General features: G+C 33.1%; 16 protein-coding genes. 13 read left to right on the top strand and 3 right to left on the bottom strand.

Annotated features, from left to right (window positions below):
- The first annotated feature begins 4 nt into the window (after nt 1-4).
- A complete protein-coding gene (locus BLQ93_RS09485) occupies nt 5-172 on the top strand; it encodes a hypothetical protein (protein WP_169701770.1) in 168 nt (55 codons plus the stop codon).
- A gap of 12 nt (nt 173-184) precedes the next feature.
- Here the strand turns inward: BLQ93_RS09485 and BLQ93_RS05805 are convergent, their stop codons facing one another.
- Nucleotides 185-1,084, bottom strand: coding sequence for a sulfurtransferase (locus tag BLQ93_RS05805; RefSeq protein ID WP_092128856.1), 900 nt, complete (start codon nt 1,082-1,084; stop codon nt 185-187).
- A 145-nt stretch (nt 1,085-1,229) separates the two neighbouring features.
- Here BLQ93_RS05805 and BLQ93_RS05800 point away from each other — a divergent pair, with 145 nt between their 5' ends.
- The 7 genes from BLQ93_RS05800 to BLQ93_RS05770 all read left to right on the top strand — a co-directional run bounded on the left by BLQ93_RS05800 (nt 1,230) and on the right by BLQ93_RS05770 (nt 9,263).
- Complete coding sequence (locus BLQ93_RS05800; RefSeq protein WP_092128854.1) at nt 1,230-2,450, top strand: ABC transporter substrate-binding protein; 1,221 nt, start codon at nt 1,230-1,232, stop codon at nt 2,448-2,450.
- Nucleotides 2,447-3,325 (top strand): branched-chain amino acid ABC transporter permease, encoded by an 879-nt coding sequence (locus BLQ93_RS05795; protein WP_092128852.1) that lies wholly within the window; start codon nt 2,447-2,449, stop codon nt 3,323-3,325. The genes BLQ93_RS05800 and BLQ93_RS05795 overlap by 4 nt, the downstream gene beginning before the upstream one ends.
- Nucleotides 3,326-3,327: 2 nt before the next feature.
- Nucleotides 3,328-4,242, top strand: coding sequence for a branched-chain amino acid ABC transporter permease (locus BLQ93_RS05790; protein WP_092128850.1), 915 nt, complete (start codon nt 3,328-3,330; stop codon nt 4,240-4,242).
- The gene (locus BLQ93_RS05785) at nt 4,243-5,706 is read left to right on the top strand and encodes an ATP-binding cassette domain-containing protein (RefSeq protein ID WP_092128849.1); all 1,464 of its coding nucleotides are present in this window, start codon (nt 4,243-4,245) and stop codon (nt 5,704-5,706) included.
- Nucleotides 5,707-5,717: 11 nt separating this feature from the next.
- Complete coding sequence (locus BLQ93_RS05780) at nt 5,718-6,893, top strand: acyl-CoA dehydrogenase family protein (protein ID WP_173801017.1); 1,176 nt, start codon at nt 5,718-5,720, stop codon at nt 6,891-6,893.
- Nucleotides 6,890-8,080 (top strand): CaiB/BaiF CoA transferase family protein, encoded by a 1,191-nt coding sequence (locus tag BLQ93_RS05775; protein WP_092128846.1) that lies wholly within the window; start codon nt 6,890-6,892, stop codon nt 8,078-8,080. Before BLQ93_RS05780 ends, BLQ93_RS05775 begins: the two co-directional genes overlap by 4 nt.
- Before the next feature lie 94 nt (nt 8,081-8,174).
- Entirely contained in the window at nt 8,175-9,263 is a 1,089-nt protein-coding gene (locus BLQ93_RS05770) for an acyl-CoA thioesterase (protein ID WP_092128844.1), read from the top strand.
- On the opposite strand, the gene BLQ93_RS05765 is transcribed toward BLQ93_RS05770, so the two are convergent.
- Nucleotides 9,251-10,162, bottom strand: coding sequence for a LysR family transcriptional regulator (locus BLQ93_RS05765; RefSeq protein ID WP_092128842.1), 912 nt, complete (start codon nt 10,160-10,162; stop codon nt 9,251-9,253). The two genes, BLQ93_RS05770 and BLQ93_RS05765, sit on opposite strands and share 13 nt — an antisense overlap.
- 93 nt (nt 10,163-10,255) lie before the next feature.
- Here BLQ93_RS05765 and mdh point away from each other — a divergent pair, with 93 nt between their 5' ends.
- The 4 genes from mdh to BLQ93_RS05745 are packed head-to-tail and all read left to right on the top strand — an operon-like array spanning nt 10,256 to nt 15,293.
- Nucleotides 10,256-11,197, top strand: coding sequence for a malate dehydrogenase (gene mdh, locus BLQ93_RS05760; RefSeq protein ID WP_025392804.1), 942 nt, complete (start codon nt 10,256-10,258; stop codon nt 11,195-11,197).
- Nucleotides 11,198-11,236: 39 nt separating this feature from the next.
- Nucleotides 11,237-12,850, top strand: a complete 1,614-nt coding sequence (gene serA, locus BLQ93_RS05755) for a phosphoglycerate dehydrogenase (RefSeq protein WP_092128840.1) — start codon at nt 11,237-11,239, stop codon at nt 12,848-12,850.
- Between the two features lie 15 nt (nt 12,851-12,865).
- On the top strand, nt 12,866-13,465 hold the full coding sequence (locus tag BLQ93_RS05750) for an alpha/beta fold hydrolase (protein ID WP_092128838.1): 600 nt from the start codon (nt 12,866-12,868) through the stop codon (nt 13,463-13,465).
- Nucleotides 13,455-15,293 (top strand): oxidoreductase, encoded by a 1,839-nt coding sequence (locus tag BLQ93_RS05745; protein ID WP_092128836.1) that lies wholly within the window; start codon nt 13,455-13,457, stop codon nt 15,291-15,293. The genes BLQ93_RS05750 and BLQ93_RS05745 overlap by 11 nt, the downstream gene beginning before the upstream one ends.
- Here the strand turns inward: BLQ93_RS05745 and BLQ93_RS05740 are convergent.
- Nucleotides 15,290-15,520, bottom strand: coding sequence for a hypothetical protein (locus tag BLQ93_RS05740; RefSeq protein ID WP_092128834.1), 231 nt, complete (start codon nt 15,518-15,520; stop codon nt 15,290-15,292). The two genes, BLQ93_RS05745 and BLQ93_RS05740, sit on opposite strands and share 4 nt — an antisense overlap.
- Nucleotides 15,521-15,613: 93 nt before the next feature.
- Here BLQ93_RS05740 and BLQ93_RS05735 point away from each other — a divergent pair, with 93 nt between their 5' ends.
- Entirely contained in the window at nt 15,614-16,585 is a 972-nt protein-coding gene (locus BLQ93_RS05735; RefSeq protein ID WP_092128832.1) for a 2-hydroxyacid dehydrogenase, read from the top strand.

Here is a 16,585-nt window from a genome sequence, read left to right as displayed (position 1 = left end):
TAAAATGGTAGAAAAAACAATTGAAGAAAGAAAACCATATCAACAAGCATTTTTTGCTTCAAAACCCACTAAATTTACAAAATTTTTAAGAACATGCGTGCTATGGCAATTAGTAAAATTTATTATAATAAATATCAAAATGACGCTTATGTTGCTTAAGTCCCATAAATAGCTTATGGGACTTTCAACATATAGGACCAATGTTTATAGGCACTTTATTTTGCTTTTGTAAATTCTTGAATGTTCCACAAAAACTCCAAACAGATTGTTTATCGAAAATTGCATTTGCGATAAACCAAAATACACTAGATAAATGACCACTCTGGCAGTAAGAGATTATAGGCTTATTAATATCTATGTCTTCTTTCAAAAATAAATTTTCGATTGTGTTTTTTGGCTTTATAACCCAATAGTTATTGATTTTTTCCAAAAAATCCCCCGCGTATAACCATTTAGCACCTTTAATATGACCTTCTAAGTATTCTTTTCTTGATCTTGAATCAACTACTTGAATCGTGTTTTCATTATTTATTACCCAGAGTAAAAAACTTTTTTGAGCTAAAATGTTACCAGGGTTGTATTCTATTGTAAAATGGGATTTTGGCAAACTATAGTTTCCTATTAAAACAGGCAAACCTTCACTTTTCCATTTTTCAAAACCTCCATCCATATAGTATATATCTTTAATTCCAGACCAATAAAGTGCGCTAATAATCCATGCAGCCTGTGCTATAAACCTTGCACTGTTATCGTAATTTTCACCAGAGTATACAATGTATGTTGCATTTCTTTTCAACCCATATGCAGAAAAAATTTTTTCCAGCTGGTTGTTGTATGGCATAAGGCCCAGTTCATTTTCTTGCGATACAAGTATTTCGTTTTCTGTTAAATTTATTGCTTTAGGCAAATGGCCATGCAGATAATTTTGTTTGCTTCTTGTATCAATCACAATGACATTGTTTTGAGTTTTTATTAAAAAGTTTGCCTGTTGTGTGCTAATAATACCAATTTTAGCAAAAGCTGCTCCACTAAAAAATAAACTAACAAAAAACACCAAAAACACAACAAATTTTTTAAATTTCATAAAAACCTCCCATATTTATAATTAGTTAGTTATTATATATCTTTTTTTAAAAAAATCAATAGAAAATTAATTTATTAATTTTTCTTGACATGTTTAACTTATAATGCTAAAATATATTAAAAATATGTAAAAGGAGGTTTAAAAAATGAGTGTCTTTAAAAAAATGGCTCTAATTGTTGCGGTTTTTGCATTTGTTTTCTTACCACGTCTAGTATTTGCAGCTGAACCTATTAACATTGGCATTATAGCAGAACAAGGTACACTTGTAGGTGATTCTATTGTCAATGGGGCAAAATTAGCAGCAGACCAAATTAATGCAAAAGGTGGCATTGATGGAAGGCCTATTAAGTTATTTATTTACGATGATCACATGCGAGCAACGGATGCTGTTCAAGCTTTTCAAAGAGCTGTTTACGATCATCATGTAGTTGCAGTTATTGGTAGCTGGATAAGTGAAGTTGCACTCGCACTTGAGCCTTGGGCAGCAAGACTGCATACAATATATATAACTACAGGCGCAGCTGATCCAAAAATAACCCAAGTGGTACATAATAATTACAATATGTACAAATATGTATTTCAATTAAAGTACAATGCTACCGAAATGGCGCAAACCGTGTGCAATTTTATACGCGATGATTTAGTAAAACAGTATGGCTACAAAACTGCCTTTGTTGCAAGTGAAAATGCAGCATGGACTGAACCATTAGATGCAGAATACCTAAAATGTCTTCCACAAACTGGTATCAAAGTGGTAGGTCATATGAGATTTGCACCAAATACAACTGATTTTACACCTATATTCACCGATATAAAATCTAAAAATCCTGATCTTTTAGTAACCGGTTGGGCACATACAGGTCTTCAACAAACTGTTCAATGGCATGAAGCAAAATATCCTTTTTTGATAGTTGGAATAAACGCACAGGCAAGTACATCTGACTTCTGGAAAAAAAGCAATGGAGCAACAGAAGGCATAATTAGTCAAGCAGAAGGATCTCCTGCTCCAATAACACCAAAAACCATACCTTTTGTTAAAGAATACGAGAAAGTATTTGGCATAACACCCGCTTATGGTGGCTATACAACATATGATGCTATATATGTGCTGGCACAGGCTATAAAAAGAGCTAAATCAACAAACACTGATGCACTTATTAAAGCACTTGAAGCTACAAATTACATTGGTGTTATGGGACATATAGAGTTTTATGGAAAAGAAAGTCCATATGCACATGGCATAAAATATGGCCCTTCATATGCAACCGGCGTTATGTTGCAATGGCAACACGGCAAATTAGAAACGGTTTGGCCACCTCATGCAGCAACAGCTAAAGTTATTATACCTTCGTTTGTTAAAAAATGAACCTTTTTTGGCAAATTTTATTTGATGGCTTTATTATTAGTTCGATTTACGCTGTGGGAGTAGTAGGGTTTTCTCTTATCTTTGGCACAGCAGGAGTACTTAATCTCTCCCACGGTGCTTTTTTAGTATTGAGTGCAATCATTTCCTGGTTTTTTATAAGTCATTTTCATCTGCCTTTATTAGCTGGTATGGTTGTTGGCGTTTTAGCTTCAATAGCAGTCTCATACTTGTTATTTGTATTGCTTATAAACCCCATAGACAAATCTAAAAAAATACCCACTACAGAAAAAGAAATTTTTATACTTACAGCTACGCTTTTATGGTCTATGATTATAGAAGAATTACTGGATTATTTTTTCAGCTCAAATCCTGTTGTTGTGCCTCCTTTTGTAAAAGGTGTTTTACACTTGTTTAAAATGAATATAACATACAATGAAATTCTGCTTTCATTTGCTTCTATTTTAATTCTGATTATTTTGTGGACTTTTATAAACAAAACAAAAACAGGCAAAGTTTTGCTTGCAGCATCAATGAGCCATGACGGTTTGGCAATAAGCGGTATTGATATTAAAAAGGTTTATATACTTTTGTGGGGTGTATACGGCGTATTAACCGGTCTTTCTGGGGCATTGCTTGCTTCTTTTTTGGGTGCAAGTGCCCAAAGCGTTCCAAGCCTGACTGGACTTGCTTTTTCTGTTGTGGTGCTTGGAGGTTTGGGTAACATAACAGGTTCTATTCTGGCAGCATTTCTTATCGGCTATATACAAACTATGACTGCTTATTTGATTTCACCTGCATACACATCAATACCTGCTTACGTAATCTTAGTTTTGATACTTATGTTTAAACCAAAAGGTTTGTTTGGTAGGTTTTAGATATGTTAATACCAAAGGATAGGTCTATTATTATAGGAATTGTAATTTTTATTCTTTTGATATTTGTACCCTACATTTTTTCTTCTTATGTTGTGGGTGTTTTTACAATTGCTTTATATTTCGCAGTTTTTGTTATGTCGTGGGATTTATTATTTGGATACTCGGGAGAAGTAAATTTTGGATCTACATTTCAAATAGGCATAGGTGCATATACTGCGGCTATTTTAAATATAAACACTCATATGCCACTTGCTTTATGTATTGTACTTGGTGCTGTAGCAGCCATTTTATCAGGACTTATCCTAGTTGCTCCAGCTTTAAGACTTAAAGGACCATATTTTGGACTTATTACACTGGTTAGTGTTTTGTTATTAGAACAATTTGTCACAATATTTGCCCAGTATACAGGTGGAGAGATAGGCTTATCCGTACCCGGCATAATATCTGTTAGCTCAAAAATAAATTATTATATGGCCCTTTTGTTTTGTGCTTTCAGTGCAATGGTTATGCTTGTTATTGCAAGATCGCCTATTGGTCTGATTCTACAGGCATCTGCTCAGGATCCAATAGAAGCAGAAAGTCTGGGTTTTAACATAACAAAATACAAAGTTTTAGCTTTTGGTATCAGTGCTTTATTCAGTGGTTTATCAGGGGCTTTGCTTGTGTTTTATTTAGGTACAGCTTCAGTGAGTCTCGTAGTGTCTATTGCTGTTGTATTGCAAATTATAATTTCTGCTATTATTGGTGGAAGAAGAACAATTATAGGACCTATTTTGGGAGCTTTTTTTATAATACTTTTAAGAGAGTGGTTGCAACCGTTGGGTCAGCTTAGCTATGTTGTTGTGTCGATAATGGGACTTATAGTATTGCTTTTTTTGCCAGATGGTATAATAAGCTTGTTTTTGAGGAAAAACTAAATGGCGTTACTGGAAGTAAAAAATCTGGACAAATATTTTGGCGGCATACATGCCACAGACAATGTAAGCTTTGAAATTAATAAAAATGAAATTGTAGGTTTAATAGGTCCAAATGGTGCTGGAAAATCTACAATAATGCATTTACTCATAGGCCTTTACAAACCTACAAATGGTATAATAAAATTCAATGGAGAAGAAATTCAACATTTAAGCATACACAAAAGAATAAAAAAAGGTATTGCAGTAATGTTTCAACATTCAAGACCACTTAGTAGACAAACAGTGTTAGAAAATATTGAGTTATCTTTACTGGAAGATAAATTTCAGTTTTTCTATAAAAAAGGCATAAAAGAACAGGCTATACAAATAGCAAAAAAACTTGGCTTAGAATTGGTCTATAACAAACGCCCATCAGAATTAGCCTTTGGGATTATACGCAGGATGGAGCTTGCAAAAGCCATTGCTTTAAACCCAAAACTCCTGCTTTTAGATGAGCCTTTTGCAGGTTTGAGTCATTTAGAAGTAGAAGAGTTTTCTAAACTAATTAGATCATTAACAAAAGAAAATTTTTCTATTATAATAGTTGATCATAATGTAAAAGCAGTTAAAGACTTGGTTGATAAAATTATAGCAATTCACGCTGGAAAAATAATATCAACAGGCACACCAGAAGAAGTAATATCCAACAAAGAAGTGAAAAGAGTATTTCTGGGCGAACAAACTAAAATTGAAAACTCAAATCAAAAACAAACTGACCTTAACGCAAAAATTCTATTGGAAGTCAATATCACTTCTTTATCCTACAATAAAGCTCAGGCTTTAAGAAATGTTGACTTAATAGTAAAAGAAGGTCAATTTGTATCTGTTGTAGGTTTAAATGGCGCTGGAAAAACTAGCCTTTTTAAAGCAATATTTTCATTTGTAAATTACGAAGGCGATATAAAATGGCAAGGAAAATCTATAAAGCATCTAAAAACAGCAGAAATTGTAAATTTAGGCATATCATTTGTACCAGAAACCAGAGAATTGTTTAAATTTATGAGTACAGAAGAAAACTTAAACCTTGCTTTGCAAAAAGTAGAAAAAAACGAAGCAAAAAAAAGAATAGAAGAAGTATATTCAATATTTCCAAGATTAGCAGAAAGAAAAAAACAACTTGCCTCTACACTTTCTGGCGGAGAACAGCAGATGCTTACAATAGCAAGGGCTCTTGTTCAAAAACCAAAAATGATAGTACTGGATGAACCCACTCTTGGTCTTGCACCAATAGTCCTTGAAGATATATCTAAAGTACTTGATTACATGCATACTCAAATGAATCTGACAATTCTGCTTGGTGAACAAAACCTTCACTTTGCCCTAAGGCACTCTGAAAAAGTTTATTTGCTCGAACATGGAAACCTTATATGCGATTGTACAATGGAAGAATTTAAAGAACGCATAGGTGAAAAGTATTTAGCATAAATGGAGGTATTATGTTTGTAGACTACTACAAAATTGATGATTTACTAGCTGATGAAGATAAATTGCTCAGGGATAGTCTAAGAAAATTTTTAGAAGACAATATAAAACCGCTTATTAAACAAGCGTGGCACAAGCAAGAAAAACTTGATTTTAGAACCATTGCAAAACAATTTGGTGAACTTGGTATACTTGGTAGCTTTATAGAAGAAAAATACAATTGTCCTGGTGCAACCTATACAACATATGGTATTGTGTGTCAGGAAGTAGAACGTATAGATAGCGCTCTAAGAAGTTTTGTAGCGGTAAACACAGGTCTAGTTATGTATCCTATATGGCGCTATGGCAGTGAAGATCAAAAAATGAAATTTCTACCCAAGCTTGCAAGTGGAGAAAAAATAGGTTGCTATGGCTTAACTGAGCCAGATGCAGGCTCAGACCCATCAAGCATGAAAACTACTGCAAAAAAAATCAAAGACAAATGGGTGTTAAATGGTTCAAAAATGTGGATAACAGAAGCAGAGATTGCAGATGTAGCAATAGTGTGGGCAAAAGATGCTGACGATGGCAAAGTAAAGGGTTTTATTGTAGAAAAAGGAACACCTGGCTTTTACCAAAAAGACTTAGAAGAGCTTGGTTCTATGAGAGCAGGCGGTGTTGGCGAGCTAGCTTTTACTGATTGCGCAATACCTTTGGAGAATAGATTGCCCAATATTGAAGGACTAAAGGGTCCATTTTCTTGCCTTAATATGGCAAGATATGGTATCTCCTGGGGAGCAATTGGTGCTAGCATGGATTGTTTTGAAACTGCCCTTACCTACTCGCTTGATCGAAAACAATTTGGCGAGCCCATTGCATCATACCAGCTAGTCCAGGAAAAACTTGCCAATATGATTACAGAAATTACAAAAGCTCAACTTGTGAGCTTAAGGCTTTCTCAGTTGCTAAATGAAAATAAAGCTACTCCAGCTCAAATTTCACTTGCAAAAAGAAACAATGTAAGAACAGCCAGGTTTTGCGCTCAAACAGCAAGAGAAATCCTTGGCGCAAATGGTATAAGCCTGGATTACTCACCAATAAGGCATATGGCAAATATTGAATCAGTATATACTTATGAAGGCACAGACGATATGCATACGCTTATAATTGGAAGAGATATAACAGGCATTGAGGCTTTTAGAAAAAAATGAGCAAAAAACTGCCTCTTGAAGGCATAAAGGTACTTGATTTATCGCGTGTATTAGCATTACCCTTTGCCACAATGATCCTATCAGATCTAGGGGCACAGGTAATAAAAGTTGAAAGGCCAAAAATAGGAGATGAAACACGCCATTGGGGGCCTCCTTTTTTGAAAACAGAAAGCGCTTATTTTCTTTGTACAAATCGTAATAAGAAAAGTATTACTGTTGATATAAGCAAAAAAGAAGGCCAAAAAATCATATACGATTTAGCTAGTATTTGCGATGTATTTGTTGAAAATTACAAAGTGGGTGAACTAAAAAAATATTCGCTTGATTATAAAAAAATACAAAAGATAAATCCAACAATTGTATACTGTTCATTAACAGGCTATGGTCAAAATGGACCAAAAAGTAATCTCCCAGGATATGACTTTATAATGCAAGGCGAAAGCGGCTTAATGAGCATAACAGGCTCACCAAAAGGCCCTCCAATGAAAGTAGGTGTTGCTATTTTAGATATTGTATCTGGATTATACGCAACAATAGCAATACTTGCTAGTCTATACAAAAGACAAAAAATCAAACAATCAGAGTACATAGACCTTGCACTGTATGATTGCGCAGTATCCAGTCTTGCAAATGTTGCATCAAATTATCTGGTAAGCTCTAAAATACCAAAGCGCTATGGAAATGCGCACCCCAATATTGTTCCATACCAAACATTCAAAGCTAAAGACAAATACTTTAATTTAGCTGTAGGTAATGATGAACAATTTCAAAAGCTAGCTAGCTTGTTAAACACAGATGCTCTAAAACAAGATAAATTCAAAAAAAATGAAAATAGAGTAAGAAATAGAAAAGAATTGGTAAAAATTTTACAGGAGGTATTCAAAACTCAAAATGCTCAATATTGGGTTGACTTATTTCAATCTCACAACTTACCGGCAGGTCATATAAACAATCTTAAAGAAGTATTTGAAGATAAACAGTTGCTTGCAAGGGATATGGTTAAAATAATAAATCATCCATTTGGTTTGTTAAAAATTGTTGGCACACCTATAAAACTATCAAATTCAACCATTACAGAGCCAAAAAGTCCACCGCTTCTTGGTCAGGATACAATAAACGTGCTTAAAAAATTACTTCATTACAATAAATCTTATATAAAGCACTTAAAAAACCAAAATGTAATTTAATGCAATTTCGTATTGACAAAAAGGTAAAAGTGTTTATTTCTCAAAAAGAGGGTTTTAAAGTTAAAATGATTTTTAAATTTAAAAGGGGAATTTAATGAGTCTGCTAACCAGACCAAACGAACTATCATTAGAAAAAATTATACCGCTAAGCACAAGTGAGACATTAAGAAACAATTTTATGGTATTAGACGAAGAATTGCCTGCAAATATTAGATTTGGGCTTTTGCTTGAGATTATGGACACTTTAGCTGCTGATACTGCAAGAATGTATGTAAACCAATTCTATAAAGATGCCGTTGTAGTTACTGCGGCAATTGATACAATAATAGTGCGAAATCCAGCGGATATTACAAGAGATTTGATATTTAAGTCTCGTATAAACTACGTAGGTAAAACATCAATGGAAGTAGGCATAAGAATCGAACAGCCAAACCCTCAAACTCATATTGCAACTTGTTATTTTACGCTTGTAGCAAGAAGAGGTCCCAGGGACAATCGTGTAAGCGTTGCACTTCCACCTTTAAATTATATTGATGATATGGAAAAAAGACGTTATCAAAAAGCCATAGAAAGAAAAGAACACTATATGGCTCAAAAAAATTTAGAAAGCCAACCTCCATCTTTGGAAGAATACAGGCTTTTAGAAAAATTACACAAACCCCAAGAAGATCCAAACTTTAATGGACTTTTAGCATCTAAGCTATTTCTTACCTCATGGGAGCGAACATTTCCTGCCTACAAAAACCCAAACCAAACAATATTTGGGGGTTATCTAGCAAGAAGATCCTATGAGCTTTCCACCATGTGTGCAGAACTTATTGCAACAAAAAGGCCAATAATTGCAGCAGTAAACAGGATGAATTTTATAAATCCTGTTAAAATTGGTGACAAATTATTATTTAAAAGCAATATAGTCTATACACACAAAAGTTTTATATGCATAGAAACAACAATATCACGTATGGGGCGCTATGAGAAAAAAATCAGTAATTTAACTGATTCGTGCTTATTTACATTTGTTAATGTTGATGAAAAATTAAAGCCTTATCCTGTAGAAACTATATACCCTTTAACTTATTTTGAAGATCAAAAATACCTAGAAGCCAGAAGAAGCCTAACTGCAATAATTTCTGAAATAAAAGACGGTTTGCTTAAAGAAAGCGATTTAGCTCATTTTGACTGATTTTTAAAATTTTCTAACAGATAATTTTCGAATATAGTTTGAGCTTTATTGTAGCTATTTATTTTCATAAGGTAAAACCACCTATATATTTTAATATTTGTAATGGGAATTTCTTTTAACATACCCATTTGAATCTCATTTTTTATTATGAGCTCACTCAAAGCCGATATACCAAGATTGCAAGACACTGCATTTTTTATTGCTTCTGGATTATTGAATTCATAGGCTACTTTTACATGAGCGCCTAATTTTGCAAGTTCTGCTTCTATAATCTGTCTGGTACCAGAGCCACGCTCACGCATAATAAATTGTTCTTTTTGTAATTCTTTGAGCGTTACTTTTTGTTGTGAAGCAAATTTATGTTGAGGAGAACAAATAAACGTTAACTTATCTTTGGCAAAACGTATTATCTTTATTGATTTATCATTTGTATAAGGTAAGCCTTCAATTAAGGCAAGATCAATTTCTGAGGTGCGAAGTTTTTCGATTACTTCTGAACTATTTGCAATAAATAAACTCAAGTCTATATCTGGATAAGTTTGTTTAAATTTTACAATAAGCTCTGGCAATAAGTAGTTACCAATTGTCATGCTTGCGCCAATGGAAACACGTCCTTTTTTTAAAGTATTAAAGTTTTCCAAACACAACTTTGCTTCTTCTAAAATGTCAAAAATTTTTTTTGTATAGTAATAAAATTCTTTACCTTCTTCCGTTAAATATAGCCGTCTATTTTTTCTCAAAAATAACTTAACAGAAAATTTTGTTTCCAAATCTTTGATGGTTTGACTAATTGCTGACTGAGTAACTAAAAGCTCTTTTGCGCTTTTGCTCATGTTAAGCGTTTTTGCTACACTATTAAACACTACCACATGGTGGAGTGACAAATCAGCCACATTCATAAGTTCTCCTAATACCTTGTTTAAAAGTTCTAATTTGCATTATATATAAAAATTAATTATATTACAAGTGTAAAAATTAGACAGGAGGATTTTATGAGACGCAGTAAAGTAACTGTTATTGGAGCAGGTAATGTAGGCGCAACAGCAGCGCATTGGGCAGCAATTGAAGGTCTTGGTGATGTAGTACTACTTGACGTTTTAGAGGGTATTCCTCAAGGTAAAGCACTTGATCAGTCTCAGTTTAGGCCTATTACTGGTATTTCTTGCAGCATCATTGGCACAAACGATTACAAAGATACTGCTGATTCTGATGTTATTATAATTACATCTGGTATTGCAAGAAAACCGGGGATGTCAAGGGATGATCTGCTTGCTACAAATGTAAAAATAGTAAAAGAAGTAACAGAAAAAGCATTAGAGTACTCAAAAGATGCATATTTAGTTGTAGTTACAAACCCAATTGATGCTATGGTTTATACCTCATACAAAGTATCGGGCTTACCCAAAAATAAAGTAATTGGTATGGCAGGTGTGTTGGATTCAGCAAGGTATAGATCGTTTTTAGCTGACGCCATAGGTGTTTCTCCAAAGGATGTAAATGCTATTGTTATGGGGATACATGGTGATTATATGTTGCCTTTGGTAAGACTTGCAAATGTGTGCGGCATTCCGATAACCGAACTTTTACCAAAGGATGAAATTGATGCTATTGTAAAAAGAACTCAAAATGGCGGTGCAGAAATCGTTGCACATCTAAAAACAGGTTCAGCTTACTATACACCGGCTGCTGCAGCTGTTGAGATGGCAAAAGCAATTATTTTTGATGAAAAAAGAGTACTGCCATGCGCAGCTTACCTTGAAGGCGAGTTTGGCATTTCCGGTTATTTTTTAGGTGTACCAGTTGTAATAGGTAAAAATGGCGTCGAAAAAATATTGCAATTTAAACTCACAGAAGAAGAGCAATCATTGCTTAAATTATCTGTTGAAAAAGTTAAAGAGCAAGTAGATTCAGTAAATAAAATTTTAGGGTGGTAGAGAGGTTTTCCCCCTCTATCTTTAAAAAAGGAGAGCTAAATGAAAATTTTAGTAACAGAGCATGTGGCCCAAGAAGGTCTGGATTACATAAGAAAAAATAATATTGAAGTAGAAGAAAAATTTAATCTAACGCCACAGGAATTGGCACAAATAATAGGCGATTATGATGCAATAATTACTCGAAGTGGCACACGCATTACTAAAGAAACACTTGAAAGACCTGGAAAATTAAAAGTAATAGGTAGAGCTGGTGTTGGAGTAGATAGTATAGATATAGCAGAAGCTAGCAAAAAAGGTATAATTGTTATCAATGCACCAGGCGCAAACACTATAGCAGCAGCAGAACTAACCATGGGTATGATGCTAAATGCTCTAAGAAAACTTCCCACTGCTCACTATAGCTTAAAGTATGAGCGCAAATGGGATAGAAAAAAATTTATGGGTGTTGAGCTTTCTGGCAAAACACTGGGTATTGTAGGGCTTGGACATGTTGGCAGCGAAGTAGCAAAACGTGCAAAAGCTTTTGGAGCAAAAGTTATTGCATATGATCCATACATTAAAAAGACAAAAGCTTTAGATTTAGGCGTTGAGCTTGTAGAACATTTTGACGAAATCCTTGAAAGATCAGATATAATAACTTTTCATACGCCTCTTACAAAAGAAACAAAAAACATGATGACAAAAAAAGAAATAGATAAAACAAAAGATGGCGTTATTTTAATTAACTGTGCACGCGGTGGTATAATTAATGAAAAAGACTTGTACGACAGTATAAAATCTGGCAAAGTAGCAGCTTGTGGTATTGATACATTTGAAAAAGAACCAGCAACAGACAATCCTTTGCTTGATTTAGATAATGTTTTTGTTACACCACACATTGGAGCAAATAGTAATGAATCTCAAATAAATGTTTCTTTAATCTTAGCCCAGCAGATAGTTAATGCACTTCTTGGCAAACCTTATCAAAATGCAATCAATATACCATTTATTAAGGATAAAATGTCTAAAGAACACAGATTATATTTTGACTTGGCAGAAAAAATGGGTAGTTTAGCAGCCCAGCTAACAGAAGGCAGACCCAGTCAAATCGATATAGTTATGGTTGGCGCACGTTTTGAAGAAGATGTTGTAGAAAAAGCATTCGATGTACCATTTAATTATCAGCCATTTACAATTGCTGCCTTAAAGGGCTTTTTGGAATTTAGCATGAGCGATAATGTTTCTTATATGAATGCACCGTATGTAGCAAAAGAACTTGACATAATAGTTTCTGAAGCAAAAGCAAAAAATTACGAAAACTATAATAATCTGCTTCTGATGAAAATTACTACAGATAAACAAACAAAATCTATCGGTGCAACATTATTTGAAGATGGAACACAAAAAATTGTTCTTGTAGACGAATTTAGAACTGATATCACACCAAAAGGCATATACCTATATATTATAAACAGAGATAAACCTGGTACGATTGGAAAAATTGGAACTATTTTGGGTAATTTGAATATAAATATAGCGGGTTTTCATCTATCAAGACAAAAAAGTGGTCTTGCTATGTCTTTTATTGAGCTTGACACACAACCTTCACAAGAAGCAATTAATTTGCTTAAAAAGATTGAAGATATAGAACTTGTAAAAGCCATAGTTTTTTGATTAAAAGGAGCAACTATGTATTTTGTTGAAAAAGAAGAAGAAATTGCAGGTAAAAAAGTTTTTTACATAAAACAGCCTGTTGGCGAAAAAGATATAATTTTCATGCACGGCAAAAGCTACACTGCAAGCGATTTTCTTAAGCTAAATGATACGTTAATCGGATTGTACAACTTAAAATACCGTATCTATGCGTTTGATTTTCCTGGTTTTGGAAAATCTCAACCAAACAACATTGAGCCGGTAAATTTTATTGAAGCATTCGTAGATTATAAAAAATTAGATAACTTTGTATTATTTGGCGCTTCAATGAGTGGGGGTTTTGCATTAAAATACGCTCTATTGCATCCTGAAAAGGTCAGGGCTATAATTGCTGCAGCCCCTGCCTGGATTGAAAACGAGATTGAACAGTTTAAAAATTTAAATGTACCTACATTGCTGCTTTGGGGAGCAAATGATAATAAGGTTGATCCAAAAATTGGAAACAAACTAAAAGAAATAATGCCAAATGCCAGATTGCATACATTTAGAGGTTTATCTCATCCATTCTATTTTGAAAATGAAGATTTATTTGATCAATATTTTTTTGATTTTTTAAAAAACTTAGATGAAAAATAAAGCATTATTTTCTCCTTATTCAATAAACAACAAAACATTTAAAAATAGGATTGTAATGTTGCCTACAGTAACAAACTACGCAAACGAGGATGGTAGTGTAGCTCAACAAAATATTGACTACTACGCCCTAAGAAAAAATTTAGGCGCTATTATTATAGAAGCAACATACACACACATACTTGGCAAATCTTTTATCAAACAATTAGGCATAGATAGCGATGATAAAATTCCTGGATTATCAAAAATTAGTAAGGTAATTCACGAAAATGATTCTCTGGCTGGCATTCAGCTTGCCATGAATGTAAAATCAAAAACCGTAAATGATTTAACACTTTCGGAAATAGATGACATAAAAGACAGTTTTATCAAAGCAGCTAGTCGCGCAAAAGAATCTAATTTTGATATAATTGAAATACATTGTGCGCATGGATGGTTACTTGGTCAATTTTTAAGCAGTTACTTTAATAAAAGAAACGATTTATATGGTCCAGGCTTGCAAAATCGGATGAAATTACCACTAGAAATTATTGATACTATTAGACAAATTCTCAAAAATGAAATTTTAAGTGTTCGTATTAATGCAGTTGATTATGTAGAAAATGGCATTGAATTAGACGAATCAATTATATTTGCAAAAAAACTTAAAGAAATTGGCGTTGATTTAATTAGTGTTTCGGCAGGAATTGGAGCTAAAACATTTATACATGTATCGCCTGGAAGTTACCCAAAAGGTTTTTTGCTTGATTTTGCACATAAAATAAAATTAAGCACAAATACCACTGTAATTGCTGCAAATAGGCTTGGAGAATTTGATATAGCAAATCTTGCCATTGAACAATATAAAGCAGATTTTATAGGACTAGCAAGGCCTTTAATAGCTGATCCACAAATTATTAATAAGTGGGAAAATGAACAATTTAAAATAGTTATACCATGCCTTAGCTGTAATCAAGGCTGTATCGCTAATATTCAAGCACAAAAACAAATGTCTTGTTTGGTAAACCCAGATCCTTATAAAGCAAAAGTTTTTGATCAGCCATTTATGTACAAACGAAAAGTTATGGTAATAGGTGCAGGTTGTGCTGGTCTGGCATTTTCTATTTTTGCTCACAAAAAGGGCTTAAATTGCACCATATTTGAAAGGCAACCTAAAATTGGCGGTCAACTTAATTTAGCATACAAACCACCTCATAAACAAGAATTTAAAAAATTGATCAATTATTTTGAATCTGAGGTTGAAAACTTAAAAATTCCTGTCTTTACTGGAATAGATGTGGATATTGATCTTATAAAAAGCGAGAAATGTGATATTTTAGCATTTGCTACAGGCTCAAGCCCAATTATACCCGAATTTTGTAAGAATAATGAGTTTGTATATAGTGCAGATGAAATTTTAGAGTTTGGCTTGCCTTTTGAAGTTAGCAACATAGGCATTATTGGAGGTGGGCTCATTGGTCTTGAAACAGCTAATTTTCTTTCAAATAAAGGTTTAAGTATAAGTGTTTTTGAAATGGATGATGCTTTACTTAAAACTACAGCAGATGTTGTAAAATTGCCAATACTGGAATCTTTAGACCCAAATATCAAAATATATTTAAATCATAAACTCGTAAATGTTGAAAGCAATATAGCATATTTTCAAACACAAAATGGAATAAAACGTTATACATTTGACTATATAGTACTTGCATTAGGTAGAAAACCCAATAAAGAACTAATAGACAAGATTGATTTTTGTATCGATACGATAAATATTGGAGACTGTAAAAATCCAGGTGATGCTTTGAGTGCCATAAGCGATGCTTACAATGCAGCCTTGAGTCTTTAATATTCAAATACCTTTCTAATACCAATTGCAATTAATACAACGCTTACGCTTACAATAGCAAAAACGATTAAAGAAACAAATAAACTGGCAAAAACTAAATAGCCTATCAATAAAATACGCCTTATACTTGTTAAATCCTCATCATTCAATAAAATTTTTACAATTAAACTAACAAGTATATACACAACGGTTTCTACAATAATATTTTCTACGCTAAAATTAAACATTCATTAAAACCTGCCTAAATAATAACAAAATTTAATTTAGTATACAATTTTAAAATTTTTGTGATATAATTATGTAAAAAGGGAGAAAATAAAATGTTTAAAGTTTATGTAACAAGAAATATACCAAAAGAAGGATTAGAGCTCTTAAAAGATAAATGCGATATAGAAGTAAACAATTTAGGCAGATCTTTAAGTAAACAGGAATTACTCGAGAAAATTAAAAACAAAGATGCCTGCATAACACAATTAACAGATAAAGTTGATATAGATTTTTTTGAAGCAGCCAAAAATTTAAAAATTATTGCAAACTATGCGGTTGGCTTTGATAATATTGATTTAAATGAAGCAACAAAACGCAAAATTTTTGTTACAAATACACCGGATGTTTTAACCCAAGCAACAGCAGAATTAGCATGGGCTTTATTATTTGCCTGTGCGCGTGGTGTACCTCAAGCTGATAAATTTACAAGAGAAGGTAACTATAAAGGCTGGGATTTGTACTTATTTTTAGGCCTTGATATAAGCCATAAAACGCTTGGTATAATTGGAGCTGGCAGAATTGGTCAGGCATTTGCAAAAATGTCAAAAGGTTTTGATATGAATATACTGTATACTGCAAATTCTAAAAAAATTGATTTCGAAGCTCAAACTAATGCAAAATTTGTTGATCTTGAAACTCTTCTTAAAGAATCTGACTTTGTAAGCATTCATACACCTCTAACTCCTCAAACATACCATTTGATTGGAAAAAAAGAACTCAGCCTTATGAAAAAAACTGCAATTTTAATTAATACATCAAGAGGAGCTGTAATTGACGAAAAGGCACTTGCAGAAAGTTTAGAAAACAGGCAAATATATGCAGCAGGTCTGGATGTGTATGAAAAAGAACCAATAATTGAAGAAAAATTAAAAACATTAGACAATGTTGTTCTCCTGCCACATATTGGAAGCGCTACATATAAAACAAGGATTGACATGTCAATACTGGCTGCGCAAAATATACTTGATTTTTTAGAAGGAAAAATTCCGCGCACTTTAGTAAACAAAGACATATTAAAAACCTAA

Origin of the sequence: Desulfurella multipotens, from assembly GCF_900101285.1 — a bacterium.
In the GTDB taxonomy this organism is placed as follows: Bacteria; Campylobacterota_A; Desulfurellia; order Desulfurellales; family Desulfurellaceae; genus Desulfurella; species Desulfurella acetivorans.
Note: the sequence above shows the minus strand (reverse complement) of the source record. Positions and strands in the feature narration are given on the sequence as shown.

Bases quoted from the DNA above. Each gene is read 5' to 3' on its own strand.
- BLQ93_RS09485 (WP_169701770.1), top strand. From the start codon at position 5: ATGGTAGAAAAAACAATTGAAGAAAGAAAACCATATCAACAAGCATTT.
- BLQ93_RS05805 (WP_092128856.1), bottom strand. From the start codon at position 1,084: ATGAAATTTAAAAAATTTGTTGTGTTTTTGGTGTTTTTTGTTAGTTTA.
- BLQ93_RS05800 (WP_092128854.1), top strand. From the start codon at position 1,230: ATGAGTGTCTTTAAAAAAATGGCTCTAATTGTTGCGGTTTTTGCATTT.
- BLQ93_RS05795 (WP_092128852.1), top strand. From the start codon at position 2,447: ATGAACCTTTTTTGGCAAATTTTATTTGATGGCTTTATTATTAGTTCG.
- BLQ93_RS05790 (WP_092128850.1), top strand. From the start codon at position 3,328: ATGTTAATACCAAAGGATAGGTCTATTATTATAGGAATTGTAATTTTT.
- BLQ93_RS05785 (WP_092128849.1), top strand. From the start codon at position 4,243: ATGGCGTTACTGGAAGTAAAAAATCTGGACAAATATTTTGGCGGCATA.
- BLQ93_RS05780 (WP_173801017.1), top strand. From the start codon at position 5,718: ATGTTTGTAGACTACTACAAAATTGATGATTTACTAGCTGATGAAGAT.
- BLQ93_RS05775 (WP_092128846.1), top strand. From the start codon at position 6,890: ATGAGCAAAAAACTGCCTCTTGAAGGCATAAAGGTACTTGATTTATCG.
- BLQ93_RS05770 (WP_092128844.1), top strand. From the start codon at position 8,175: ATGAGTCTGCTAACCAGACCAAACGAACTATCATTAGAAAAAATTATA.
- BLQ93_RS05765 (WP_092128842.1), bottom strand. From the start codon at position 10,162: ATGAATGTGGCTGATTTGTCACTCCACCATGTGGTAGTGTTTAATAGT.
- mdh (WP_025392804.1), top strand. From the start codon at position 10,256: ATGAGACGCAGTAAAGTAACTGTTATTGGAGCAGGTAATGTAGGCGCA.
- serA (WP_092128840.1), top strand. From the start codon at position 11,237: ATGAAAATTTTAGTAACAGAGCATGTGGCCCAAGAAGGTCTGGATTAC.
- BLQ93_RS05750 (WP_092128838.1), top strand. From the start codon at position 12,866: ATGTATTTTGTTGAAAAAGAAGAAGAAATTGCAGGTAAAAAAGTTTTT.
- BLQ93_RS05745 (WP_092128836.1), top strand. From the start codon at position 13,455: ATGAAAAATAAAGCATTATTTTCTCCTTATTCAATAAACAACAAAACA.
- BLQ93_RS05740 (WP_092128834.1), bottom strand. From the start codon at position 15,520: ATGTTTAATTTTAGCGTAGAAAATATTATTGTAGAAACCGTTGTGTAT.
- BLQ93_RS05735 (WP_092128832.1), top strand. From the start codon at position 15,614: ATGTTTAAAGTTTATGTAACAAGAAATATACCAAAAGAAGGATTAGAG.